The sequence below is a fragment of the Streptomyces sp. T39 genome (assembly GCF_008042045.1).
GTDB lineage: Bacteria > Actinomycetota > Actinomycetes > Streptomycetales > Streptomycetaceae > Streptomyces.
The window spans coordinates 18,368-42,243 of record NZ_RDBP01000051.1; the positions used below are offsets into that span (position 1 = coordinate 18,368).

At 74.3% G+C, this 23,876-nt stretch carries 22 protein-coding genes; 12 read left to right on the top strand and 10 right to left on the bottom strand.

Translation table 11 applies throughout. The features are described 5' to 3' along the window. Positions 1 to 113: 113 nt before the first annotated feature. Genes EAO77_RS31405 through EAO77_RS31430 form a run of 6 tightly spaced genes read left to right on the top strand, consistent with a single transcriptional unit; the run spans position 114 to position 4,509 of the window. On the top strand, positions 114 to 599 hold the full coding sequence (locus EAO77_RS31405; RefSeq protein ID WP_147991735.1) for a hypothetical protein: 486 nt from the start codon (positions 114 to 116) through the stop codon (positions 597 to 599). A 21-nt stretch (positions 600 to 620) separates the two neighbouring features. Next, the gene (locus EAO77_RS31410) at positions 621 to 1,382 is read left to right on the top strand and encodes a hypothetical protein (RefSeq protein ID WP_187283501.1); all 762 of its coding nucleotides are present in this window, start codon (positions 621 to 623) and stop codon (positions 1,380 to 1,382) included. A 23-nt stretch (positions 1,383 to 1,405) separates the two neighbouring features. Further along, the gene (locus EAO77_RS31415; protein ID WP_147991736.1) at positions 1,406 to 1,933 is read left to right on the top strand and encodes a nuclear transport factor 2 family protein; all 528 of its coding nucleotides are present in this window, start codon (positions 1,406 to 1,408) and stop codon (positions 1,931 to 1,933) included. Positions 1,934 to 1,973: 40 nt separating this feature from the next. Next, complete coding sequence (locus tag EAO77_RS31420) at positions 1,974 to 2,813, top strand: hypothetical protein (RefSeq protein ID WP_147991737.1); 840 nt, start codon at positions 1,974 to 1,976, stop codon at positions 2,811 to 2,813. Further along, on the top strand, positions 2,810 to 3,958 hold the full coding sequence (locus EAO77_RS31425; RefSeq protein WP_147991738.1) for a lytic transglycosylase domain-containing protein: 1,149 nt from the start codon (positions 2,810 to 2,812) through the stop codon (positions 3,956 to 3,958). Before EAO77_RS31420 ends, EAO77_RS31425 begins: the two co-directional genes overlap by 4 nt. Beyond that, on the top strand, positions 3,958 to 4,509 hold the full coding sequence (locus EAO77_RS31430) for a hypothetical protein (RefSeq protein WP_187283502.1): 552 nt from the start codon (positions 3,958 to 3,960) through the stop codon (positions 4,507 to 4,509). The genes EAO77_RS31425 and EAO77_RS31430 overlap by 1 nt, the downstream gene beginning before the upstream one ends. Positions 4,510 to 4,627: 118 nt before the next feature. Here EAO77_RS31430 and EAO77_RS40590 read toward each other — a convergent pair whose 3' ends face one another. The 3 genes from EAO77_RS40590 to EAO77_RS31450 form a co-directional block, all read right to left on the bottom strand. Beyond that, positions 4,628 to 5,275 (bottom strand): hypothetical protein, encoded by a 648-nt coding sequence (locus EAO77_RS40590; protein ID WP_261994222.1) that lies wholly within the window; start codon positions 5,273 to 5,275, stop codon positions 4,628 to 4,630. Positions 5,276 to 5,332: 57 nt separating this feature from the next. Beyond that, positions 5,333 to 5,716 carry a hypothetical protein gene (locus tag EAO77_RS31445; RefSeq protein WP_147991777.1) on the bottom strand — a complete coding sequence of 128 codons (384 nt, stop codon included), beginning with the start codon at positions 5,714 to 5,716 and terminating at the stop codon, positions 5,333 to 5,335. Positions 5,717 to 5,793: 77 nt separating this feature from the next. Continuing rightward, positions 5,794 to 6,264: an ATP-binding protein gene (locus EAO77_RS31450; protein WP_147991740.1), complete on the bottom strand. Its 471-nt coding sequence runs from the start codon at positions 6,262 to 6,264 to the stop codon at positions 5,794 to 5,796. 125 nt (positions 6,265 to 6,389) lie between these two features. On the opposite strand from EAO77_RS31450, the gene EAO77_RS31455 reads away from it, so the two are divergent. Both EAO77_RS31455 and EAO77_RS31460 read left to right on the top strand, forming a co-directional pair. Continuing rightward, a complete protein-coding gene (locus EAO77_RS31455) occupies positions 6,390 to 7,250 on the top strand; it encodes a helix-turn-helix domain-containing protein (RefSeq protein WP_147991741.1) in 861 nt (286 codons plus the stop codon). Beyond that, on the top strand, positions 7,251 to 7,487 hold the full coding sequence (locus tag EAO77_RS31460; RefSeq protein WP_147991742.1) for a DUF397 domain-containing protein: 237 nt from the start codon (positions 7,251 to 7,253) through the stop codon (positions 7,485 to 7,487). 245 nt (positions 7,488 to 7,732) lie between these two features. Here the strand turns inward: EAO77_RS31460 and EAO77_RS31465 are convergent, their stop codons facing one another. Both EAO77_RS31465 and EAO77_RS31470 read right to left on the bottom strand, forming a co-directional pair. Beyond that, a complete protein-coding gene (locus EAO77_RS31465; RefSeq protein WP_147991743.1) occupies positions 7,733 to 8,905 on the bottom strand; it encodes an anhydro-N-acetylmuramic acid kinase in 1,173 nt (390 codons plus the stop codon). Further along, positions 8,902 to 10,365, bottom strand: coding sequence for an MFS transporter (locus EAO77_RS31470; protein ID WP_261994223.1), 1,464 nt, complete (start codon positions 10,363 to 10,365; stop codon positions 8,902 to 8,904). Before EAO77_RS31470 ends, EAO77_RS31465 begins: the two co-directional genes overlap by 4 nt. Before the next feature lie 33 nt (positions 10,366 to 10,398). Between EAO77_RS31470 and EAO77_RS31475 the strand changes: the two genes are divergently transcribed. Beyond that, positions 10,399 to 10,899 (top strand): DUF6328 family protein, encoded by a 501-nt coding sequence (locus EAO77_RS31475; protein ID WP_147991744.1) that lies wholly within the window; start codon positions 10,399 to 10,401, stop codon positions 10,897 to 10,899. Positions 10,900 to 11,015: 116 nt separating this feature from the next. Beyond that, the gene (locus tag EAO77_RS31480) at positions 11,016 to 11,645 is read left to right on the top strand and encodes an LAETG motif-containing sortase-dependent surface protein (protein WP_261994224.1); all 630 of its coding nucleotides are present in this window, start codon (positions 11,016 to 11,018) and stop codon (positions 11,643 to 11,645) included. 89 nt (positions 11,646 to 11,734) lie between these two features. On the opposite strand, the gene EAO77_RS31485 is transcribed toward EAO77_RS31480, so the two are convergent. The 5 genes from EAO77_RS31485 to EAO77_RS31505 all read right to left on the bottom strand — a co-directional run bounded on the left by EAO77_RS31485 (position 11,735) and on the right by EAO77_RS31505 (position 16,774). After that, positions 11,735 to 12,631, bottom strand: a complete 897-nt coding sequence (locus EAO77_RS31485; protein ID WP_147991745.1) for a TauD/TfdA dioxygenase family protein — start codon at positions 12,629 to 12,631, stop codon at positions 11,735 to 11,737. A 68-nt stretch (positions 12,632 to 12,699) separates the two neighbouring features. Continuing rightward, the gene (locus EAO77_RS31490; protein ID WP_147991746.1) at positions 12,700 to 14,034 is read right to left on the bottom strand and encodes an LLM class flavin-dependent oxidoreductase; all 1,335 of its coding nucleotides are present in this window, start codon (positions 14,032 to 14,034) and stop codon (positions 12,700 to 12,702) included. Positions 14,035 to 14,044: 10 nt separating this feature from the next. Next, on the bottom strand, positions 14,045 to 14,941 hold the full coding sequence (locus tag EAO77_RS31495) for an ABC transporter permease (protein WP_147991747.1): 897 nt from the start codon (positions 14,939 to 14,941) through the stop codon (positions 14,045 to 14,047). After that, complete coding sequence (locus EAO77_RS31500) at positions 14,938 to 15,747, bottom strand: ABC transporter ATP-binding protein (RefSeq protein ID WP_147991748.1); 810 nt, start codon at positions 15,745 to 15,747, stop codon at positions 14,938 to 14,940. Before EAO77_RS31500 ends, EAO77_RS31495 begins: the two co-directional genes overlap by 4 nt. A 4-nt stretch (positions 15,748 to 15,751) precedes the next feature. Further along, the gene (locus EAO77_RS31505; RefSeq protein ID WP_261994225.1) at positions 15,752 to 16,774 is read right to left on the bottom strand and encodes an ABC transporter substrate-binding protein; all 1,023 of its coding nucleotides are present in this window, start codon (positions 16,772 to 16,774) and stop codon (positions 15,752 to 15,754) included. 936 nt (positions 16,775 to 17,710) lie between these two features. On the opposite strand from EAO77_RS31505, the gene EAO77_RS31510 reads away from it, so the two are divergent. Both EAO77_RS31510 and EAO77_RS31515 read left to right on the top strand, forming a co-directional pair. Further along, positions 17,711 to 21,127, top strand: a complete 3,417-nt coding sequence (locus EAO77_RS31510) for a phosphodiester glycosidase family protein (RefSeq protein ID WP_147991780.1) — start codon at positions 17,711 to 17,713, stop codon at positions 21,125 to 21,127. A 416-nt stretch (positions 21,128 to 21,543) separates the two neighbouring features. Further along, positions 21,544 to 23,748 (top strand): SpoIIE family protein phosphatase, encoded by a 2,205-nt coding sequence (locus EAO77_RS31515; protein ID WP_147991781.1) that lies wholly within the window; start codon positions 21,544 to 21,546, stop codon positions 23,746 to 23,748. Positions 23,749 to 23,876: the final 128 nt, after the last annotated feature.

Here is a 23,876-nt window from a genome sequence, read left to right on the forward strand (position 1 = left end):
GCCGACCGCCCCGGCGACGCCCCGGCCGCCACCCTGCCCGGCGCGCTCTCCCTGCCCGGCCTGCCGGCCGCACCCGCCGGCCTGCGCCAACTCCTCGGCCTGGAGGACGGACGATGACCGGACGCACCGCACTCGCCGCCCGGACCGCCCTGGTCCTCGCCGTCCTGTTCTGCGCCTTCGCCGCCTGGTCGTACACGCAGACCCGGGCCGACGACTCGCTGTCGTTCGCCGCGGCGCGCGACGCCGCGCTCGTCGACGGGAAGCGCCGGGTCGCGGAGCTCACCAGCTTCGACGCGGGGGCGCCGGAGTCCTCCCGTCGGACCTGGCTGGACGCCGCTGCCGGACCGCTGCGCGAGGACCTGGCGCGGTCCCGGGGGACCACCGGCACCACGGCGCGCGCCCGGGTCACCGACGCGGCCCTGACGGCGCTCGACGACCGGACCGGCACGGCGGAACTCATCGCCACCGTGGAGGTCGTGACCACACCGCCCGGCGCCGAACCGCACACCGAACGCAAGCGGCTGGACGCGACGCTCGCCCGGACCGCGGACGGCTGGAAGATCCGCTCGCTCGCGGCCGTCCCGGTCGGAGGCGTGTAGATGCGGAACGAGGAGGGGACCTTGCGCACGCGCGACGACGTGCCGGACACCGCGACGCCCGGCCGGCCCGCCCCGGGTGACGCCGCCGGCGGCGACACGGCCGACACCACCGCCCCGGCCGGGGCCGACTCGGCGGACACCGGCTCCGGGACCGGCCCCGGCCCCGGCCCCGAGACCGAGACCGAGACCGGAACCGATCCCGGAACCGACCCCGACCCCGGAACCGATCCCGAACCCGACCCCGGAGCCGAACCCGACCCCGGAACCGGAGCCGCCCCGCCCCGGCGCGGGTGGCGGCGGTACGCCGTGCCGGCAGCGGTCCTGGTGCTGCTGGCCGCCGGGGCCGTACTCCTCCTCCAGGAACGGCGGTTGAGCGACACCCCCGCCGCGGCGAACCACGCGCTCACCGACGCCGGGACCACGGCGAGGGTCACCGGCGACGTGAGCAACGCGCTGACGGAGATCTTCTCGTACACGCCCTCCGACACCGCCCGCACCCGCGCCGCGGCGGACGAACTGCTCGCAGGACGCGCCGCCCGCCAGTACACCGGGCTGTTCGCCCAGGTCGAGAAGGAGGCGGCGCGGCAGAAGGTCACGCTCACCACCCATGTCGTCCGCGCCGGCGTGACCCGCCTCAGCGGCGACAGCGCACAGCTGCTGGTCTTCCTCGACCAGGTCTCCGAGCGGCCCGGCAAGCAGCCCGCCACCGCCCCCGCCCAGCTGTCCGTCACCGCCGAACTCCACGAAGGCCGCTGGCGCATCACCGACATCGCCTCCCGGTAGCGAACACAAGGAGACACAGCCCCATGGCACGGACCACGAGAAACCCGCTGCTGGCCGCGGCCCTGGCCCTGACGGTCGTGGCGGCGGCCTGCGCCGTGTGGGCCGGCTGGTCCTGGTACGCGGCCGCCCACGACGACGCGGCGGAGTTCGCCGAGACCCGCGACCGGGTGCTCGCCGCGGGCACCCAGGCCGTGCAGAACATGAACACGCTCGACCACCGGGACCTGCGCCGCGGACTCGACACCTGGGAGGACTCGGCCACCGGCGATCTGCGCACCCAGCTCGTCGACGGGCGCGCCGCGTTCGAGAAGCAGATCCAGGAGGCGCGGACCGTCACCACCGCCAAGGTGCTGTCCGGCGCCGTCACCGAGCTGGACGACCGGGCCGGCCGGGCGAGCGTGCTCGTCGCCGTGCGGGTCACCGTGACCGCGCCGAAGGGCGAGCCCGCCCGCAAGGAGAGCCGGATGCTCGGGCAGCTGACCCGCACCGACGACGGCTGGAAGCTCAGCGCCCTGGGCCAGGCGCCCGTCGGCGACACGGCGGACCGGTAGAGCGGCAGCCCGGCCCCACGCACCGAGAGGACATCCCGACATGTCGACGACCCGGCACCTCGTCAACCGCCGGCGCAGGCTCGCGACGACCGCGGCCCGCACGGTCACCGCACCGGCCGCCGAGCCCACCGCGACCCGCCCCGGCACGGCCGGACACGACCACGAGGCGGAGCACCCCCCACCGGGGACGGCGCCCGACAGCGACGCCTCCGGCGCGAACGGCAGCCCTTTGGAGGCCGGCGCCGCGGCCGGGAAGGCGTCTGGCGGCGAGGACGGCGACGCCGGCCCGGACAAGGACGCAGGCCCCGGCGGCGACACCGCGCCCGCGTCGTCCGCCCGGGTGCGGCGTCTGCCCGTGATCCTCTGTCTGCTGACCGTGCTGCTCGGCGGGTTCGCCGCCTACGCGGCCACCCAGGCCGCTTCGCTGCGCGACGACCCCGCCACCCGGAACACCGCTCTCACCGACATCGCCCGCACCAGCGAGGTGAAGGGAGCGGCCACCAAGGCGGTCGAGGCCGTCTTCAGCTACGACTTCGCCGATCCGGAGGCCCTCGACCGTGCGGTGCGCACCCACCTCACCGGTGAGGCGGTGCGCCGGCACACGACGATGCTCGCCGCCGTCCGCGAACAGGGCCCGAAGCAGAAGCTGCTGCTCACCACCACCGTCACCGAGAGCGGTGTGGAACGCATCGACGGCGACCGTGCCCGGGTCCTCGTCTACGCGGACCAGAGCAACACCCGCACCGCTCCGGCGAAGAACGCGGACGGGGCCGCCGAGGACGAGCGGACCTACGCGGCGGCCATGCTCGCCGTCGACATGGTCCTGACGGACGGCTCCTGGCGGATCGCGAACCTCGACACCCTGGGGGCGGGCTCATGAGGCGCGGCGGCATCCGGATGCGCAGGGGGCTGGCGGGCACGGCGGCCGCGGTGGCGGCCATGGCGGCGCTCACCGCCTCGCAGGCGCCCTCGGTCGCGGACGCCGTGCCCGGGCCGGGGACCGGCCTCGCCCACGAGGAGGCCGATGCCGCGCCCGCGGCGCCGAACGACGACTCGTACCACACCGAACTGCCGCCGCTGCGCGGCTCGGACGGGACCCCGAAGGCCGGGCCGGGCCCGGCGGCCGGCCCCGTCGCCGCCGTCCACGCCGAGTCCGGCATCCCGGCCACCGTGCTCGCCGCCTACCGCCGCGCCGAAGCGGTGATCGGCCGCAGCGACCCGGGCTGCCGGCTGCCGTGGCAGCTGCTCGCCGCCATCGGCAAGGTGGAGTCCGGTCAGGCGCGCGGCGGCCGTGTCGACGCGGCCGGCACCACGCTCTCCCCGATCCTCGGGCCGGTCCTCGACGGCAACGGCTTCGCGAGCATCCCGGACACCGACGGCGGCGCGTACGACGGCGACGACCGCTGGGACCGTGCCGTGGGACCGATGCAGTTCATCCCGTCCACCTGGGCGCGGTGGGGCCAGGACGCCAACCGCGACGGCCGGCGGGACCCCAACAACATCCACGACGCCGCGCTCGCCGCCGGCCGCTATCTCTGCGCGGGCGACCGGGACCTGTCCGCCGCCGGGGACCTCGACCGTGCCGTGCTCAGCTACAACCGCTCGCAGGAGTACCTGCGCACAGTGCTGGCCTGGCTCGCGTTCTACCGCCAGGGCGTGCACCCCGTGACGGACGGCACCGGTGTCCTGCCGGTGAGCCCGGGCGCGGGCGGCGACACCCCGGCGCAGGAGCCCGTCGGCGGCGGGGAGGACGACGGCGAGATCATCATCGGCCCGACGCCCGGAGGCCCGCGGCCCGGGCCCGGCCCCCGCCCGTCACCGTCTCCCGGAGGCGACACCTCGCCGCTGCCGCGCCCGACGGTCGTGCCGGTGCCGAGCCCGAGCACCGGCCCCTCCGGCTCGCCCGACCCGGGCCAGAGCCCCGGTCCCGGCCCGGACCCGAGCCCCAGCCCCGACCCGACTCCCGCCCCGAGGATCCCGCGGACCCGGCCACACAGGCGTACCTGCGGGACTACGCGGCCCTGATGGACGCGGTGCCGCTGCCCTCCGTGCTGTTCGACCGCCGCTGGGACGTGGCGCACACCAATCCCGCCTTCGACGCCCTCTTCCGCGGCGTCGGGCCGCACCCCACGGCCATGCCCCACCAGAACTTCCTCCGCTTCGTCCTCTTCCACCCCGACGCGCCGCGGGTGCTGGCCGAGCACGACACCAGCTGGTGCCTGCCCCTGATGGCACAGCTCGCCGGCCTGCTCGAGGGCGAGGAGGACGAGTCGCTCCAGGCCGTCCGGGACGACATCGCGCTCGACCCGATCATGGACGCCGCCTACCGCTGCGGACTTCCGCTGTGGATGAGCGCGGTCGGCGCCGAGGCGATCCACCACGACGGCGCCGTGCGGCCGGTCAACCACCCCGATCCGCGCTGGGGCAGCACCGACTGCCGCGTCGTGGACGAGACGCCCGCGCGGCTGGAGGCGAAGGGGTACACCCGGTTGACCCTCGTCCTCCGCGAGAACCGTTCGGCGACGCCGGGGGTGCGCCAGGGCAAGGCGCGTCTGAGGGCGGTCTCCGGCGGCTGACGCCGGGCCCGGTTCGGGGCCGCGGGTGCCGGTGCGGCCCCCGGCCCGTTCAGGTCGAACCGGGCCCGGAGCCGCGGGCGGCGGGGCCGCCGTGCGGCCCGTGCCGCACGGCGGTTGTTCAGCGCATGCTCGCGACGGCCCACTCGGCCACCACGGCGACCGCCACACCGATGCCGAGTATCAGCGTGGCCCAGCGGGTGCGGCCGGCGCGGCTGAGGACGAGCGCGCTGCCGGAGAGGATCAGCGCCATGCCGTAGAAGGCGAGGGTGAGCACCGAGTGGGTGCTGCCGAGCCGCAGGACGAGGACCGCGCCGACCGCCACCATGATGGCCGCGGAGAGGACTGTGCGCACACCGCGCGCCTGGCGCGGGGTGAGCCCCTGCCGCTCGTCCGCATCCGTCCCGTCGGCATCGGCATCGGCGTCGGCGCCGGTCGTGTCGGCGCCGTTCCGTCCGGTGGCCGTCCCGTCGGCGTCCCGGTGGTCGCCGCCCGCGCCGTCCGTGCCCGCCGCGTCGTGCGCATCCGCCGCGTCGGCGCCTTTCCGGCCGGGGGCCGTGCCGCCGGTGCTCGCGTCGTGCGCATCCGCCGCGTCGGCGCCGGCGGGGCCGGTGGTCGTCCTGTCGGAGCCCGTCGTGTCGGCGCCGGTCCGGGCGGCGGCCGTCGCGTCGGCGGCGGACCCCTCGATGCTCGTCTCGTCGGCACCGGGGGTGGCGGCTGCCGTCCCGTCCGCGCTCGTCTCGTCGGTGCTCACATCGGCTTCTGGCATGCGCGGCAGCCTATCGGCCCGGTGCCGGTCGGCCGCCAGGGGATACCGGCGCGGCCGTCATGACCGGGAGGTGCCCGCCGCCGCGGGCCAGCGGGGTGCCACACCGGTGAGCTGGCAGGTCATCAGGTACAGCGGGATCGGGGGAGTGTAGGGGCTCGCCCCGTCGGGGCCGCGGATCAGCCGGGGGCCGGCCGCCGGCACCAGGGCGTCGCGCGCGTACTGGGCGGGCAGCGGCCACGTCAGGCCGAGATCGGAGCCCGCGGGCACGATCCACCACCACCAGCCTCCGTCGGCGAAGACGCAGCCGCCGCGGGGCATCCGGTCGGCGAGGCGCATCCCGAAGCGGGCCGGGACGCCGACGGCGTCGTGGCCGAGGGCGGCCGGCAGGGCGGAGGGGAGTTCGAGGCGGGTGAGCCGGGGCTCGGGGCGGTGGCACCGCAGAACGGGGCCGGCCTGCGGAGGCGAGGATGCGGGGCCCGGTTCCCTCGTGCGCCGGGCGAACAGGGCCGACAGGCCCCTCAGCACGACCACACCGTCTCGAACGGCGCGTCCCCCAGGGCCAGTTCGGCCCAGACCACCCGGCCGTTGCCGTGCTCGCAGTCGTGGGTGCCCCAGGCGGTGCTCAGGGACTCGACGAGCAGCAGCCCGCGGCCGCGCTCCTCCTCGATCCCGTGGCAGACGCGCGGCCCGGTGGGCGCCGTGCCCTGGTCGTGCACCGTGATGCGCACCTGCGCGGCCGTGCGGCGCAGCTGACAGGAGACCAGGTGACCGCCCGTGTGCACGACCGCGTTGGTGACGAGTTCGGAGACGACGAGCAGTGCGGTGTCGTGGACGTCCCCGCGTACGCCCCACCGGTCCAGCCGCTCGCTCACCAGCCGTCTCGCACGGGAGACGGATTCGACGCGGGCAGGCACCTCGAAGCCGTACCGGGAAGCGTCTACGGCCGGACTCGCGTCCAGGAGGGGGGTGGTGAGCGCGTCACGGTTCACATCACAAGTCTCACCTGCACCGGCCACCTTGGCAAGAGCCACTATGAAAAATGCAGAGTGGGCATATTCATCGACGGGTCGTCATGGCACACTTCTCGCAACAGAGCACGTGGGGAGGTAGCGAAGTGAGCGAACCGCGGTCCGCCCCCACCGTGGGCCAGGTGGTTCTCGGCAGACGTCTGCAGGATCTCCGTGAGCGCGCGGGTCTCAAGCGCGAGGAGGCGGCGAAGGTGCTGCGGGTCGCGCCCGGCACCATCCGCCGCATGGAGACCGCCGAGGTCGCCCTGAAGATCCCCTACGTCCAACTGCTGCTCGGTGCGTACGGCATCGGCGAGGACGAGGCCCGCGGTTTCGTGGAACTGGCCGAGGAGGCCAACCGGCCCGGCTGGTGGCAGCGTTTCCACGACGTCCTGCCGAACTGGTTCAGCATGTACGTCAGCCTGGAGGGGGCGGCCGGCCTCATCCGTGCGTATGAACCGCAGTTCGTCCCCGGTCTGCTCCAGACGGAGGACTACGCGCGGGCCATCATGCTGGGCGGCGCCATCGGCCACACCGACCCGGACGAGATCGAGCGGCATGTCGCGCTGCGCATGGAGCGGCAGGAACTGCTCACCCGCCCGGACGCCCCCAGGCTCTGGGTGATCATGGACGAGACGGTGCTGCGCCGCCCCGTCGGCGGGCCCGGGGTGATGCGCGCTCAGGTCGCCAGGCTCCTCGACGCCGCCCGGCTGCCCCATGTGACGCTCCAGATCGCCGAGTTCGCGAGCGGGCACCACCCGGGCACCTACGGGCCGTTCGTGCTGTTCCGGTTCTCGGTCCCCGAACTGCCGGACATGGTCTACAGCGAATACCTGACCGGCGCCGTCTATCTGGACGCGCGCCCCGAGGTCGCCACGCATCTGGAGGTGATGGACCGCATGGCGGCACAGGCCGCGACGGCACAACGCACGAGGGAGATTCTGGATGAACTCCGCAAGGAGCTGTGAATGAATCACATATACAACGGGATGCCCGCCGCCGAGCTGGGCGAGGTCGGCTGGCAGAAGCCCTGGAGCGGCGGCAACGGGGGGAACTGCGTCGAGACGATGAAGCTCGCCGACGGCCGTGTCGCCATCCGCCAGTCGGCCGACCCCGACGGGCCGGCGCTGATCTACACCACCGGTGAGATCGCCGCGTTCATCCAAGGGGCGAAGTCGGGGAAGGCGGACTTCCTCGTCGGCTGACGTGTTGCCGCGGGGGCAGCAGCGTCATCGTCCGTCGCACATCCGCACGCATCGGGCTGTCCGCGTACGGCCGCCCACGCGTGCGCGGGCAGGGCGGGTTCGTCTGTCGTGCCTTCTCCTCCGGGGCGCGCCGGACGGACACCGCCGCACGGACAGGCGGACAACCGGCACACACCGCAGTGACGGAGGTCGTCACCGGTGCACTGTTGTGACCGGTGTGACCAACGCACAGTGTACGCCCACCATCAACGCATAGTAAAGCTCAGCCTGTTGACCTCTCGGTGCACGGGATCGGGCAGGCGCAACGGCCCGCGCCCGGGTGTCAGCGAACCCAGGATCCGCGCCCCCCGGGCGCCGGTGCACGACGGCAGTGTGCCCGTCACCCCGTGCGCCGTCAGGAAACCCAGCACGGCGAAGGCGTACGCCTCCTTCGCCTCGGCGGGGAGGCCCAGCGCGTCCGAGGTGACGAGCGCCGTGCCGCCCAGCTCCGCGCGGAGCATCCCCATGAGCACGGGGTTGTGCGTGCCGCCGCCCGAGGCGATCACCTCGTCCGCACCCAGCGGTCGCACGGCGTCGGCGACCGTCCGCGCGGTCAGGGCGGTGAGCGTCGCCACCAGGTCCGCGGCGGCGAGCGGCGCGAAGGCGTCGAGCGCCGCCCGCACATGACCGATGTGGAACAGCTCCTTGCCCGTCGTCTTGGGCGGCGGCAGCCGGTAGTACGGCTCGGCCGACAGCCGCTCCAGCAGCGGCCCGTGCACCCGCCCCGCCGAGGCGAGCACGCCGTCCGCGTCGTACGTCCGCCGGCCACCGCTCAGTTCGGTGACGGCCGCGTCGATCAGCGCGTTCGCCGGACCGGTGTCGAAGGCCACCGGCGCGCCCGAGGAGGGCACGGCGGTGACATTGGCGATGCCGCCCAGATTCAACGCGACCGGCACCCCGGGCCTGCTCCGCAGCCACAGGACGTCCACCAGGCTCACCAGCGGGGCGCCCTGCCCGCCCGCCGCCACATCGCGCGTCCGGAAGCCGGAGACCACGGGCAGGCCCGTCGCCTCCGCGATCCAGGCCGGCTCGCCGAGCTGGAGGGTGCCGGACACCCGCCCCTCCTCGACCTGGTGATGGACCGTCTGGCCGTGCGAGGCGATCAGCTCCGCACGCCCCCCGCAGAGCTCGTGCGCCGCACGCACCGCCATCGCCGCGAAGGCCCGCCCGATCCCCGTGTCCAGCCGGCAGACGTCCGCGAGGCTCGTCCGCGCGGGCGGCAGCGCACCGGCCAGCAGCGCCCGCAGCTCCCCGTCGTAGGGTGCGCTCACCATCCCCAGCGGGGTCACACGCAGCGTGTCGCCGTCGAGCAGGATGTCGGCCGCGGCGGCGTCCACGGCGTCGAACGAGGTGCCCGACATCAGGCCGACGACCCTCACGACAGCGGCCGGCGGTGGTCGTCGGAGCGCAGCGTCAGCAGCGCGGCCACGCTCACCGCGCAGGTGGCCGCGGCGTAGTAGGCGGGGATGTCCACGTCGCCCGTCCTCCTGACCAGCTCGGTGACGATCAGGCCGGCGCATCCCGAGAACACCGCGTTGGACAGGGCGTAGGAGAGCCCGAGCCCGGTGTATCTGACCCGCGTCGGGAACATCTCGGCGAGCATCGCCGGTCCCGGGCCCGCCAGCAGGCCCACCACCGCGCCCGCGCCGGACACCGCGAGCCCCTTCAGGACGGTCGGGGCGCCCGGGTCCTGCAGGAGGTCGATCAGGGGCAGTGACACCACGACCACCAGCACCGCGCCCGTGACCATCACCGCCCTGCGGCCGATCCGGTCGCTGAGGGCGCCCGCCGGGACGATGGAGAGCGCGAAGCCGAGGTTGGCCAGCACGGTGGCGAGCAGCGCCTCACGGAAGGAGGCGTCCAGCGCCGACTGGAGGTAGGAGGGAAGCACCACGAGGAAGGTGTAGCCGGCGGCGGCCCAGCCCATGATGCGCCCCGCGCCCAGCAGGATCACCCGCGCCAGCTCCCCCGGCGGGGGAGCCGGCCGCGCCTCCCTCTCCGCCCGCCGGAAGCCGGGCGTCTCCTCCAGCCGCAGCCGGAGCCACAGCGCGACCGCCCCCAGCGGCAGCGTCAGCAGGAACGGGACCCGCCAACCCCAGCCGTGCAGCGCGGCCTCCGTCAGCACCGTCGCCAGCAGCGCCGCGACCCCCGCCCCGGCGAGCAGGCCGAGCGCCACCGTGAACGACTGCCACGAGCCGTAGAGGCCGCGGCGGCCGGGCGGAGCGAACTCCGTCATCAGTGCCACCGCCCCGCCGAACTCCCCGCCCGCCGAGAGCCCCTGGACGATCCGCAGCAGGGTCAGCAGCCACGGCGCGAGCGCACCCGCGGTGGCGTAGGTGGGCAGCAGCCCGATGGCCGTGGTGGCCAGGGTCATCACCGAGACGACGAGGATCAGTGTCGGCCTGCGGCCGATCCGGTCCCCGAGGCGGCCGAACAGTGCCGCACCCACCGGGCGGAAGAAGAACGCCAGGGCGAACGAGGCGTACGTCTTCACCAGCGCCTCGATGTCGCCGCCGCCCTCGGGGGTGAAGAAGTTCGCGGCGATGACCGTCGCGAAGTACCCGTAGACGCCGAACTCGTACCACTCCACGAAGTTCCCGACCGAGCCGGCGACCAGGGCGCGGCGGGAGCGGACGGGCGGCACCACCAGCAGGGCGAGCCCGAGGAGGGTGAGCCGCGACGCCCAGTCCACCGTCTGCGGTTTGAGCCGTTTTCCGGTGACCATCCGGTGGAGTGCCACGGGCCCGACGAGGGCGCCGGTGGCGGCGGCGCCGAGCATCACCGTGACGGTGTAGATCGCCTGGTCCGTGCAGGACATCTCCAGGAGTGAGCACGTCACATCCGAAGGACGGCGCAGCCGAGAGGGACGGCCATGGCGGACGACGAGAACGCACGGAGCGCCTCGCGCGGCCGTGACGAGACCGAAGAGGAGAGAGCGGACCGCAAATGGCGCGATCTGCTCCAGGAGCTCCGGGTCGCGCAGACGGGCGTCCAGATCCTCTTCGGATTCCTTCTGACCGTGGCCTTCCAGCCGCGCTTCGCCGACCTGTCCGGCACGGACCAGGCGATCTACACCGTCACGGTGATGCTCGGCGCCGCCGCCACCGGCGCCCTCGTCGGGCCCGTGGCACTCCACCGGATGGTCACCGGAAAACGGCTCAAACCGCAGACGGTGGACTGGGCGTCGCGGCTCACCCTCCTCGGGCTCGCCCTGCTGGTGTGCACCATGGCGAGCGCCCTGCTGCTCATCCTCCGGCTCGTGGTGGGGGACACCGACGCCGTCTGGCTGGTGGCCCTGATGGTCGCCTGGTTCGTCCTGTGGTGGTTCGTCCTGCCGGTGTGGCTCCGGATGCGGGAGCGCGACCGCTCCTGACGTGAATACGTTGCCGTCCCGCACCGAATTCCGGGGTGGGCGCACGCCGTTCGCACGCCGACGGTAGGGTTCGCGGACCGCCAGCAGTGGTGGCGTGTCTCCGTGGAGGAACCCAAGTGACCAACAACAACAGAACGCTGCGGCGCTCGGCGGCCATGGTCGTCGCCGCCGCGGCCGGCGTGATAGGCCTCGGCATGGCCGCGGCCCCCGCCGTCGCCCACACCCCGACGTGGTCGGTGACGTGCGACGAGGTGGACATCAAGCTCACCAACTACGGCCGCAACACCAAGAACACCGTGACCGTCACCGTCGACGGCAAGGACCTGCTGCCGACCGAGACGTTCGAGAACGACTTCGCCAGGAAGCTCGAGCTCCCCGAGCACGAGAAGGAGGTCGCGGTCCGCCTCGTCGTCGTGGCGCAGGACGGCGACCAGTACTCGCGCGACGAGACCAAGACGGCCCCCGTGTGCGAGGAGGAGTCCCCCACGCCCACGCCCAGCCCGTCCGAGCCGAGCCCCACCCCGAGCACGGCGTCCCCCACGCCCACGCCGAGCCAGACCCCGAGTGACTCGCCGAGCTCGCCCGCGGCGACGCCGTCGCCGGCGCCGAGCACCGAGGCCCCGGACCTGGCCGAGACCGGCTCCTCCAGCTCCACCCCGCTGATCGCCGGTGCGGCGGCCGTCGTCATCGTCGCCGGTGGCGGCATCGTGTGGGCCTCGCGCAAGCGGCGCAGCGCCCAGAGCTGACCCCACGCGTCACCCGGCGGGCGGCCGAGCCGCCCCGACCGGCAGAAGCGGCCGGGCCCCAGGGGCCCGGCCGCTTCGCCGTCGTCGCCTCAGGCGGCCGCGGGCGTGTAGTGCGGCGCCTCGTCGCCCTCGATCACCGTGCTGGTCCGGCCGTCCGTCCCGACCGGGACGTCGCCCGCGACCGTCACCCGGTGCAGCAGACGGGGCAGGTCGCCGTAGTCGTCCGGCGCGTAGTGCTGCGTGCTGCGGTTGTCGAACAGCACCAGGTCGCCCGGCGCCCACGTCCAGCGCACGACGTTCTCCGGACGGGTCACGTACGACTGGAGGATGCGCAGGATGTCCCGCGACTCCGACGACGACAGGCCGACCAGCGACTGCGCGAAGCCACCGATGAACAGACCCCGTTCACCCGACTCCGGGTGCACCCGCACCACCGGGTGCTCGGTGCGGTAGCGCGTCGACACGAAGCGCCGCCGGTGCTCGGCCGCCTTCTCGCTGCGCGGCTCGGCGTAGTCGTAGGCGTTGGTGTGCACCGCCCGCAGCCGGTCGGCGAACTCGCGCAGCGGCCCGGGCAGGTCCCGGTACGCGGCCGCCGAGTTGGCGATCAGCGTGTTGCCGCCGTACGGAGGGACGACCAGGCTGCGCAGCGTCGTCGCCTTCGGCGGGGTGCGCACGAAGGTGACGTCCGTGTGCCAGTGGTTGGAGCGGACGCCCTCGTCGCCGTCGACGGGGAGGATCTGCGGTTGCCCCTCGACCGAGGGAACCGTCGGATGGGCACCCGTCAGCGGGCCGAACAGCGACGCGAAGCGCAGCTGCGCGGCGTCGTCGAGCCGCTGGCCGCGGAAGAACAGCGCCTTGTGCTCGACGAGCGCCGCGTTGATCTCGGACACGATGCCGGGGTCGAGTTCCTGCGAGATGTCGACGCCGAGGATCTCCGCGCCGATGCGGCCGCCGACACGGCGGATGTCGAAACCGGTGGTGGTCATGAGGATGCTGCCTCTCTGTGCGGGTGGGGACCGGGCGCACCGGGCGCCCGGAACGGTGGGCGGACGGGTCAGGCGGCGGGAGCGGTCCGTCCGGCCGGCCGCTCCAGGCCGTAGTGGTCGCGCAGGGTGCGCCCGGTGTACTCGGTGCGGAACAGCCCCCGGCGCTGGAGCAGGGGCACGACGTGGTCGACGAAGTCCTCCAGACCGCCCGGGAGATGCGGCGGCATGATGTTGAAGCCGTCCGCCGCGCCGGAGGTGAACCACTCCTGGAGCTGGTCCGCGATCTGTTCCGGCGTCCCGGCGAACACCCGGTGCCCCCGGCCGCCGCCGAGCCGGGCGATCAGCTCCCGGATCGTGAGGTTCTCGCGCCGGGCGAGGTCGGCGACCAGCGTGAAGCGGGACTTGTTGCCGTTGATGGCGCTCTCGGCGGGCAGGTCCGGCAGCGGACCGTCCAGCGGCAGACCGGACAGATCGGTGCCGAGCATCCCGGACAGCTGCTGGAGCCCGTACTCGGGCACCTGGAGGGCGGTGAGCTCGTCCTCCAGCGCACGGGCCTGTGCCTCCGTCGCGCCGATCACGGGGCAGATGCCCGGCAGGATCTTCACCTCGTCGGGCCGCCGGCCGTACCGGGCGAGACGGGACTTGAGGTCCTTGTAGAACGTCTGCCCGTCGGCCAGCGTCTGCTGCGCGGTGAACACCGCCTCCGCGTACCGGGCCGCGAACTCCTTGCCGTCCTCCGACGACCCGGCCTGCACCAGCAGCGGATGCCCCTGCGGCGAGCGCTGGACGTTCAGCGGCCCGTCCACCCGGAAATGGGTGCCCCGGTGGCCGACCGGGACGACGGCTCCCTCCTCCGTGTAGACGCCCCGGGCCCGGTCGGCGACGGGCGCGCCGTCGGCCCAGCTGTCCCACAGCAGACGCGCCACGTCGACGAACTCGGCCGCCCGCTCGTAGCGCAGCGCATGGTCCGGATGGTCGTCCAGCCCGAAGTTGCGGGCCTCGGCGACATTGCCCGACGTGACGATGTTCCAGCCGGCCCGGCCGCCGCTGAGATGGTCCAGCGAGGCGAACTTGCGGGCCACGTGGTACGGCTCGTTGAAGGTGGTGGACACGGTGGCGATCAGGCCGATGTGCTCGGTCGCCACCGCGAGCGCCGACAGCAGCGTCAGCGGCTCGAAGCCGCCGACCGCGTTGTAGCGGGCGTTGCCCCACAGGGTGAGCCCGTCGGCGAGGAACAGCGAGTCCAGCCGGCCCCGTTCGGCGGTGCGGGCCAGCTCCTGGAAGTACGTCAGGTCGGTGACCCGTTCCGGCTGGGTGCGCGGATGGCGCCAGGCGGCGTCGTGGTGGCCGGCGTTCATCAGGAAGGCGTTGAGATGGAACTGTCGCGGGGGGTGCGCGGGCATGACGGGGTCCTCAGATTCCGGTAGGGGTGCGCCACGACGTGAAACGCCGTTCCAGGGCGACCAGGAGCTGGTTGAACGTGACACCGATCGCGGAGATGGTGATGATCCCGGCGTACATCTCGGGGATGGCGAAGTTGAACTGCGAGGCGTTGACCAGATAGCCGAGCCCCGCCTTGGCGCCGACCATCTCGGCGGCGACGAGCACCAGGATCGCCACCGCGCCGGCCAGCCGGATGCCGGTGAACACCGACGGCACGGACGCCGGCAGGATCACCTTCTGGAAGATCCGGTGCGCCGGCAGGTCCATCGACCTGGCCAGCCGCAGCAGCGTCGGATCGACGCTGCGCACCGCGCTGATCGTGTTCAGCAGCACCGGCCAGGTGCACGCGTAGAGCACGATCGACACCTTCGACGTCTCGCCGATCCCCAGCAGCAGCACGAAGACGGGCAGCAGCGCGAGGGCGGCCGTGTTGCGGAACACCTCCAGCAGCGGGCCCAGCAGGTCAGCCAGCCTGCGGTACCAGCCGATCAGCAGCCCCAGCGGCACGGCCACCGCCACCGCCAGGCCGAAGCCGGTCAGCGAGCGGCCGAGGCTCGCCCAGGTGTGCTCGGCCAGCAAACCGTCCCGTGCCAGCCCCCACCAGGCGGAGGCGACGTCGGAGAACGGCGGCAGGAACGTGGCGTCCACCAGGCCGAGCCGGGGCGCTGCCTCCCAGAGCCCCAGCAGGGCCAGCACGGCCACGCTGCGGGTGGCCGCCGTGACCAGGGCGCGGCCGGCCCGGCGCGGCAGGGACGGCGCCCGGGCCCCGGTCCGTCCGGGCGGGCCGGCGGGCCGGGCCGGCGCGGCGCCCCGTGGCGCCGTCGCCTGCTGCCCGCCGGGTGTCTTCTCGGTGACGGTGGTGGTCATGCTGCCGACCTCTCCCTCTCCTGCTCCTGGGCGCGGGTGACCTCGTCGCGCAGCAGGCTCCAGATCTGCCGGCGGTGGTGCGCGAACTCCGGCCCCGAGCGCGGGTCCTCGTCCGGCGACAGCTCGCCGAGGTGGATCGGCACCACTTCCTTGATGCGTCCCGGCCGCGAGGTGAGGACGGCGACGCGCTGTCCGAGGCGGACCGCCTCGTCGATGCCGTGGGTGATGAACACGATGGTCTTGCCGGTGCGCTGCCAGATCCGCAGCAGCTCGTCCTGGAGCGACTCCCTGGTCTGGGCGTCGAGCGCGGCGAAGGGCTCGTCCATCAGCAGGACGTCGGGGTCGTAGGCGAGGCTGCGGGCGATGGCGACGCGCTGGCGCATCCCGCCCGACAGCTCGTGCGGATGCCGGTCCTCGAAACCGGTGAGACCCACCAGCGCCAGGTAGTCACGCGCCCGGCCGGCCCGTTCCCGGCGCGGCACGCCGGTGGCCTCCAGGCCGAACTCCACATTGCCCTGGGCGGTGCGCCACGGCAGCAGCGCGTACTGCTGGAACACGATGCCCCGGTCGAGACCCGGGCCGTTCACCGGCCTGCCGTCGAGCAGGATCTCGCCCGTCGTCGGCCGTGACAGCCCGCCCAGCAGGTCGAGCAGGGTGGACTTGCCGCATCCGCTGGGGCCCACGACGACGGTGAACTCCCCGGCGGGGATGTCGAGATCGATGCCGTCGAGCGCCACGACGTCGGCCTTCCGGCCCCGGACCGGGAACGTCTTGCCGACACCCCGGAAACTGATCTTCGCGGTCATGGCCTCAGCCCTTCCTCGCGGCGCCGTCGCCGCCGTTGAACTCGTTGGTCCAGAGCTTCTTCAGGTCCACCCGGCCGCGCTCGATGTCGCCCCGCTCGGCGAGCCAGTCCGCCCACACGGAGAGCTCCTGCTCGGCGATCCGCCCGCCGGGCGCCGACACCCCGTAGGACCGCCAGTACTTGAGGGCGTCGGTGCTCTCGTTCCGCTTGCGCCGCTGCACGATCTCGGTCATCCGCGCCACGACCTCGTCACGCGGCGTGGCCCGCGACCAGTCCAGGGCCCGCCCCACACCGGTGACGAAGGTGCGCACGGTCTCGGGGTTCCGGCGGATGAACTGCTCGGTCAGGACGTACGTCCCGGCACTGAACGCGCCGCGCAGGTCGAAGTCGCTGAACAGCTTGCGGACGCCGCCGGTCTCCAGCGCCTTGTCGCGCAGGATGCCGCCGAGCACCGCCACGTCGATCTGCCCCCGGCGCAGCGTCTGCTCCGTGTTCACCGGCGGCACGACGATGCGCTCCACCTTCTGCGCCTCGGCCCGGCTCAGGCCGTGCTTGCGGAGGTAGATGTCGAGCATCGCCTCGCTGTGCGCGCCGAGCGTGTTCATCCCGACCGTGCGGCCGATCAGGTCCCGCGGGGTGCGCACCGGACTGTCCTCGGTGACGTAGTAGCCGCTGAACGCGGCCTCGTCGGAGCCGTAGTAGCTGATGACGGCCCGCACGGGGGCGTTGCGGGAGGCGAGTTTGACGATGGCGCCGTTGAACGCGCCGCCGAAGTCGATCTGGCCCGAGGCGGCGGACTGGATGTCCTGCGGACCGCTGATGGTGTTGCCGACCCAGTCGAGCTTCACGTCCTGGAGGTAGCCGAGGTCTGCCGCCAGTTCGGCCGGGGTGACCTGCCCGGCCCAGCCCTGGTAGCGCAGCGTCCCGGTGTTCCGCACCCCGCTGCCGCTCGCCGTGCCGCAGCCGGCGGCCGCGAGCGCGGACAGTCCGGTGAACGCGAGAAATGTGCGTCGTGATGTGGTGTGCACGTGGAATTCCTTCATTTGCTGCGCAAAGGGCAGGGGGCGGAAACAGGCGTCGGAAATCGCCGGACGAGAAAGATCGCCGAACGGGAAAGAGGGAATGCGCGCGGGGATTCCGCGGCAGGGCGCGGCACCTTCCGTGCGGACGCGGGACCGGTACCGCCGCACGGCGCGGCGGACACTCGGCGCGGGTTCGCCCGGAACGGGGCGGTGGCAGGATCGGGGCGCCCGGAAGGAGAGCCGACCGCCCCCGCCCTGCACGAGCCGTCGGCCAGGCCGCCGTCACCCCCATGGCCTGCGGGGACACCACCGGTCCGGGAGGACGGCGGCTGCCGATGCGGGGGAGGGGGAGAGGGGCGCGCGCCGGGCGGGACCGGGTGCGAGAGCCGCGGGGAAACGCTCATCCGGACGACGGGTTCGCCCGGCCCGGACGTCGGAGCGCACCGCGCGCGGTGCGTCGTCCCGGCGGCTCAGCCGCTCAGGGGCGGCCTAGCTGCCGGCGGCACACAGCGCGCTGGCGAGACGTCGCAGATCGACGTGCAGACGCGAAACGAGAAGCTCGGCTTGACTCACGCTCAAGAGACTGGCAGTGAATTCCCGGTGCGTCAATATCGCAGGTGGAACGTCTCGCATCGTGAATTGTTGCAGATTTCTTGCGTCACCTTTCACTGCGTCAGCAGACGGAACCGGAACCCCTGTCCGGCGTGGTGAGGGGACCGCCGCCGCCCGGTCCGCGCAAGATGCCAGCACGTCCATGATCCCGACAGCCCCCCGTTCCCCTCCYTGTTCCCCCCGCCCTCTGGTGCCTGCGCCGCCGCACCGCGATGCTGTCCGCCGACAGCGCTTACCACGAGCTCGACCAGCCGTATTCCGGGAGTAGTTGTGGGCCTTGGCAGAGCAAGACACACCGTCGTGCTGCTCGCGACCGTGACCGCACTCGCGATGGGGTCGGCGGCACCGGCCGCCGCCGCCACACCCGATCCACCGCCCCGCGAGAGCGCCGAGATACTGCGGCCGATCGCCCCGCCGCCCGCCACCGGCACCGGCGCCTCCTCCACGCCCGTCGTCGACGGGACGGGCATCGAGACGGCCCGCAGCACCCGGCCCGTCGCGCCCGGGGTACGGCTCAGCTCCTACGACCGCCTCGAAGCCGCCAAGTGGCTGCGCGTCGATGAACTCTCGGTCGACCTCGACGGCCACGTCGCCGCCGACTACCTCTCGTCGGGGAAGGTCGCCGACCGGCAGAGCGTCAGCGACCTCGCGGCCCGCCACGACCCCGGCGAGGGCCGCCGGACGGTCGCGGCGATCAACGCGGACTTCTTCGACATCAACCAGACCGGCGCGCCACTGGGCGCCGGTATCCGCGACGGCGAGCTCACCCACTCCCCGGGCTACGGGACCCACCGGGCCGTCGGCATCGGGCCGGGCGGCGCCGGCCGCGTCCTCGAGCTCTACTTCGAGGGCACCCTGACCCTCCCTTCGGGCCCGCATCCCCTCGGCGCCTACAACGCCGCCAACGTGCCCGCCGGCGGCATCGGCGCCTACACCTCCGCCTGGGGCGAGGCCGACCGCGCCCTCACCGTCGACGCCGCCTCGCCCGTCGCCGAGGCCGAGGTGCGCGACGGCCGCGTCGTCGCCGTCCACGACAGGCCCGGCACCGGCGCCGTCGCCGACGGCACCACCGTCCTCGTCGGCCGCGAGGAGGGCGCCGCCGCACTCGCCGCGCTGGCCCCCGGCGACCCCGTCTCCCTCGCGTACCGGCCGCGCACCGACAGCGGGCCCGTGCCCCGCACGGCGGTCGGCGGACGCGAACTCCTCGTCGTCGACGGAGTGCCCCAGAACCACGAGGGCACGGGCAACAACGCCACCGCGCCCCGCACCGCCGTCGGCTTCTCGGAGGACGGCCGCCGGATGCACGTCATCACCGTCGACGGACGCCAGGCCGACAGCGGCGGCGTCACCCTCACCGAACTCGGCCTGATGATGCGGAAGGCGGGTGCGCACAACGCGCTCAACCTCGACGGCGGCGGCTCGTCCACCCTCGTCGCCCGCGAACCGGGCAGCGACGCCCTCCTCGTGGAGAACAGCCCCTCCGACGGCAGCGAACGCACCGTGCCCAACGGACTCGCCCTCACCGTGCCGGACGGCAGCGGACGGCTGCACGGCTTCTGGGTCGAGACCGCGATGCCCGCCGGCACCGCGCCGACCGGCGACCCCGTCCTCGGCGGGCACCCCGAGCGGGTGTTCCCCGGCCTCACCCGCCGGCTGACCGCCGCCGGCTACGACGAGACCTACGGTCCCGCCGCCGGCGCGCCGCGCTGGCACTCCCGCAGCGCCTCCGTCGGGCAGGTCGACGACGACGGCGTGTTCCGCGCCCGCCGCACCGGCACCACCGAGGCCGTCGCCGAGCGCGGCGCCGCCCGCGGCGCCATCAGGCTGTCCGTGCTCGGCGAACTCGACCGGATCGAACCGACCGTGCGCCGCGTCGCGCTCGGCGACGCCTCCGCCACCGGCACCTTCGGGATCCTCGGCCACGACGCACAGGGCAACAGCGCACCCGTCGAGCCCGCCGACGTCACCCTCGCCTACGACCGCTCGCTGTTCGACATCCGCCCCGACGGGCGCGGCTCCTTCACCGTGCTCGCCCGCACCGGCGGCCGCAGCGCCGGACCGGTCACCGTGCGGGCAGGCGGCGAGACCACCGTCGTCGGCGTGACGGTCGGCCTCGCCGAACAGGACGTGGCCGGCTTCGACGACGCCGCCGCCTGGCGCTTCAGCCAGGCGCGCGCGAGCGGCTCGCTGGCCGCCACACCCGACGGGCACGAGGGGACCGGGCTGGAACTGACGTACGACTTCACCCTGTCCACCGGCACCCGCGCCGCCTACGCCGCCCCGCCGCAGCCCGTCGCCGTACCGGGGCAGCCGCAGTCGTTCACGCTGTGGATCAAGGGCGACGGAAACGGCGCCTGGCCCACCCTCCACCTGAAGGACGCGGCGGGCTCGGACCACCTGCTGCGCGGGCCGTACATCACCTGGACCGGCTGGCAGCAGGTCACCTTCCCCGTCCCCGCGGGCGCCGCGACCCCCCTGTCGGTCTTCCGCTTCTATCTCGCGGAGACGGCCGCCAACCGGCAGTACACCGGGCGCATCGTCGTCGACGGCCTGACCGCGCAGGTCCCCCCGGGCATCGACCTGCCCGCCCCGCCCCGGGTCACCGACCCGCTCGTCGACCCCGCCGCGGTCACCGGCGCGCGGGACTGGCGCTTCGCCGTGATGTCGGACGCCCAGTTCGTCGCCCGTGACCCCGACAGCGCGCTGGTGCGCCAGGCGCGCCGCACCCTGCGCGAGATCAGGGCCGCCGCCCCGGACTTCCTCGTCGTCAACGGGGACCTCGTCGACGAGGGAGCCCCCGCCGACCTGGCCCTCGCCCGCCGCGTCCTGGAGGAGGAACTGGGCGACGACGTGCCCTGGTACTACGTGCCCGGCAACCACGAGGTGATGGGCGGCAGGATCGGCGACTTCGTCGCCGAATTCGGACCCGCGCACCGGGTCTTCGACCACCGCGGCACCCGTTTCGTCACCCTCGACACCTCCTCGCTCAGCCTCCGCGGCGGCGGCATCGCCCAGATCAGGGAACTCCGCGCCCAGCTCGACGCGGCCGCCGCCGATCCCGCCATCGGCTCGGTGATGGTCGTCGAGCACGTGCCGCCTCGGGACCCGACCGTCCAGAAGGCGAGCCAGCTGGCCGACCGCAAGGAGGCCGCGCTGGTGGAGGACTGGCTGGCGCAGTTCCGCAGGTCCACCGGGAAGGGCGCGGGCCTGATCGGCAGCCATGTCGGCGTCTTCCACGCCTCCCATGTGGAGGGCGTCCCGTACCTCGTCAACGGCAACTCCGGGAAGAACCCGGCCGCGCCCGCCGACGAGGGCGGCTTCACCGGCTGGTCGATGGTCGGCGTCGACGAGATCGGCGCCGCCGAGCGGGCGGCCGCCCGCCGCGCGCCCTTCGGCCCCCGGCCGGACTGGGTCTCCGTCCAGACCCGGGCCCACGCGGACTCGGTGAGCCTGGACGCCCCGCTCACGCTGGCGCCCGGCGCCACGGCGCCGGTCGGCGCGACGGTGCTCCAGGGAACGAGGGCCGTGCCGGCGGCGTGGCCGATGAGCGTGGACTGGTCCGGATCCCCGAACCTCCACATCGGCCGCCCCGGGGACGCCCGCGCCCGCCACGTCGCCTCCTTCGACCCCGTGACGGGCCGCCTCACCGGCCTCCGCAGGGGCGCGGTGACCCTCGCCGTCACCGTCAACGGCGTCACCGACACGACGGCCGTCGCCATCACCCGCACCGCGGCCTCGGCCGCCTGACACCGGCCGCGCCCGGACCCTGACGGGCCCGGGCGCCCCGGGCATCCTGCGGGGCCGTGTCGCGCACGGCCGCCGGGCGGATCGGCCGCGCCTGTGCGCCGGGGTCCGGGGCGGGGCTCGTTGTCCGCTGGGCGGTCTCAGCGGGCGGAGCGGCTGCGCCCCCCGGGGCACCGCCCGCTTCGGGCGGGGCAGGCCCTTGGCCTGCGTTTCCCGCCGGGTGTGCCCGTGGTGTGCGCCGCCGGGCCCGTGCCGCGGGCCCGGCGGCGCACGCTCGACCCCGCTCCCGCGGCCCCCGGGCCGCCCACCCGCCGCCGTGCGGGATGGGTGTGGGGGCGGCAGCCTGGGAGCTGAGCGTCGCGAGGAGGTGAGGCGTCGTGCCGGATCTGGCCGCCTCGGACGGCGGGGGTGCCCAGCCGATGCTCTCCTTCGCGCTGGCCGGGATGATCGACGACGTCCGCGCCCACGCGGGCGCCGTCTACCTGATGTCGGACGCGGACGACGTCCTGGAGATGGCGGTCATGGCCGGCCTGCCCCGGGCCTTCGCCGCCCCCTGGGAGCGGGTCGCGCTCTCCGCCCGCATCCCCGTCGCCGACGCCGCGCGGGACCGGCGGCTGGTGTGGGTGCCGGGGGAGGAGGCGATGGCGCGCCGCTACCCGAGGATCTCCGTCGTCCTCCCGTACCCGTTCTCCCTCGCGGCCGTCCCGGTCGCCACCCCGCGTGCCGTGTACGGGGCGGTCTTCGTCACCTGGCCCGGTTCCCGCAAGGACGACCTCTCCCCGGCCGAGCGCACCCGGCTCGTGGCCGCGTGCGACCGCCTGGCGATCCGGCTGGAGCAGGCGGCCGAACGCGGCCGGCGCGTGACCCGGGAGGCCGACTTCATCGGCACCGCGCCCCCCGCCGGCTCCTCGGCCGAAGCGGCGCGGATGGTCGCCAGGCTGCCCGACGGCATCTGCTCCCTCGACATCGACGCCCGCATCACCTTCGCCAACACCGCGATGGGCGAACTCGTCGGCGCCCCCGCGGCCCGCCTCGTGGGCAGGATCCTGTGGTCCGCCCTGCCGTGGCTCGACGACCCGGTCCACGAGGACCGCTACCGCGCCGCCCTGATGAGCCAGCAGGGCACGTCGTTCGTGGCGCTGCGCCCGCCTCGCGAGTGGCTGGAGTTCCGCCTCCACCCCAGCCGCAGCGGCATCACCGTCCAGGTCGGGCCCGCGGGCCCGGACGCACGGCGGGAGGCTCCGGACGCGCCGCTCCCGGGCGGGCGCACGGCGGCTCCCGCCCGGGACCGGGTCCCCGCCGCCGGGCCCGCCCCGGAGCGGACCGACGACGGCCCCCGGAACGGTTCTGCACGGCTGATCGGCATCACCCACCTGCTGAGCCTCGCCGGCGCGCTCACCGAGGCCGTCGGCGTGTCGGACGTCGTCGAGCTGGTGGCCGACGAGATCATGCCCGCCGTCGGCAGCAGTGCGCTGGTCGTGCTGGCGGCCGAGGGGGGACGGCTGCGGGTGCTGGGCCACCGGGGATACGACGATCCGATGATCGTGGGCCGCTTCGACGGCATGCCGCTGACCGCGCCCACTCCCGGTGCGCGGGCCCTGGCCACCGGAGTCCCGTCGTTCTTCGCCACCCGCGCCGAGCTGGAGCACATCCACCCGGTGCGCACGGCCACCCCCGACGGCCTGGCCGCCTGGGCCTATCTGCCCCTGATCGCCTCCGGCAGGCCGGTGGGCACCTGCGTCCTCGGATACGCCGAGCCGCACCGCTTCGGCACCGACGAACGCGCCATGCTGACCAGCCTGGGCGGACTGATGGCCCAGGCCCTGGAGCGCGCCCGGCTCTACGACGCCAAGCACCGCCTCGCGCACGGCCTCCAGTCCGCCCTGCTCCCGCACAGCCTGCCGCTGCTCCCGGGCCTGGACGTCGCCGCCCGCTACCTGCCGGGCACCCAGGGCATGGACATCGGCGGCGACTTCTACGACCTGATGCGGACGGACGGCGACGGGGCGCCGTCCGACGACGGCAGGGGCCGGGGCGGGGCCGTGTCCCGCATCCGCCCGGACGCGGCCGCCGTCATCGGCGACGTCCAGGGCCACAACGTCGCGGCCGCCGGGATGATGGGCCAGGTGCGCACGGCCGTGCGGGCCTACACGGCGGCCGGCCAGTCACCGGGCCGGGTCATGTCGAGCACCAACCGGCTGCTGATCGACCTCGACGCGGACCTGCTGGCGAGCTGCCTCTACGTGCACCTCGACCTGGAGGGGCGGCGGGTGCTGCTCGCACGGGCCGGGCATCCCCAGCCGCTGCTGCGGGATCCCGAGGGCCGGGTGCACGTCCTGGACCTCGCCGGCGGACCGCTGCTCGGCGTCGATCCCTCGGCCGTCTATCCGACCACGTCCGTCCCGCTGCCGCCGGGGTCGGTGCTGGTGTTCTACACGGACGGCCTGATCGAGCGGCCGGGCACGGACATCGACGACGCGCTGGCGGAACTGGCGGGCAGGCTCGCCGGGGGCGGCACCGGCGAGCCGCTGGAGGAGCTCGCCGACACCCTCCTCGGGGACGCGCCGTCGGAGCGCGGCGACGACACGGCGCTCCTGCTGCTGCGCACCCGCGACCGCACCTGACGCCCTCATCCGTTGTGGAGAGCGGCACGGCCGGAGCTGCGCCCGGCGGTGTTCCCGGCCCGCGGCCGGGGACGTGTCCGGCGGCCGCGGCCCGCCCCCGGGCCTGCACCCGGCGGCCTCCCCGGCCC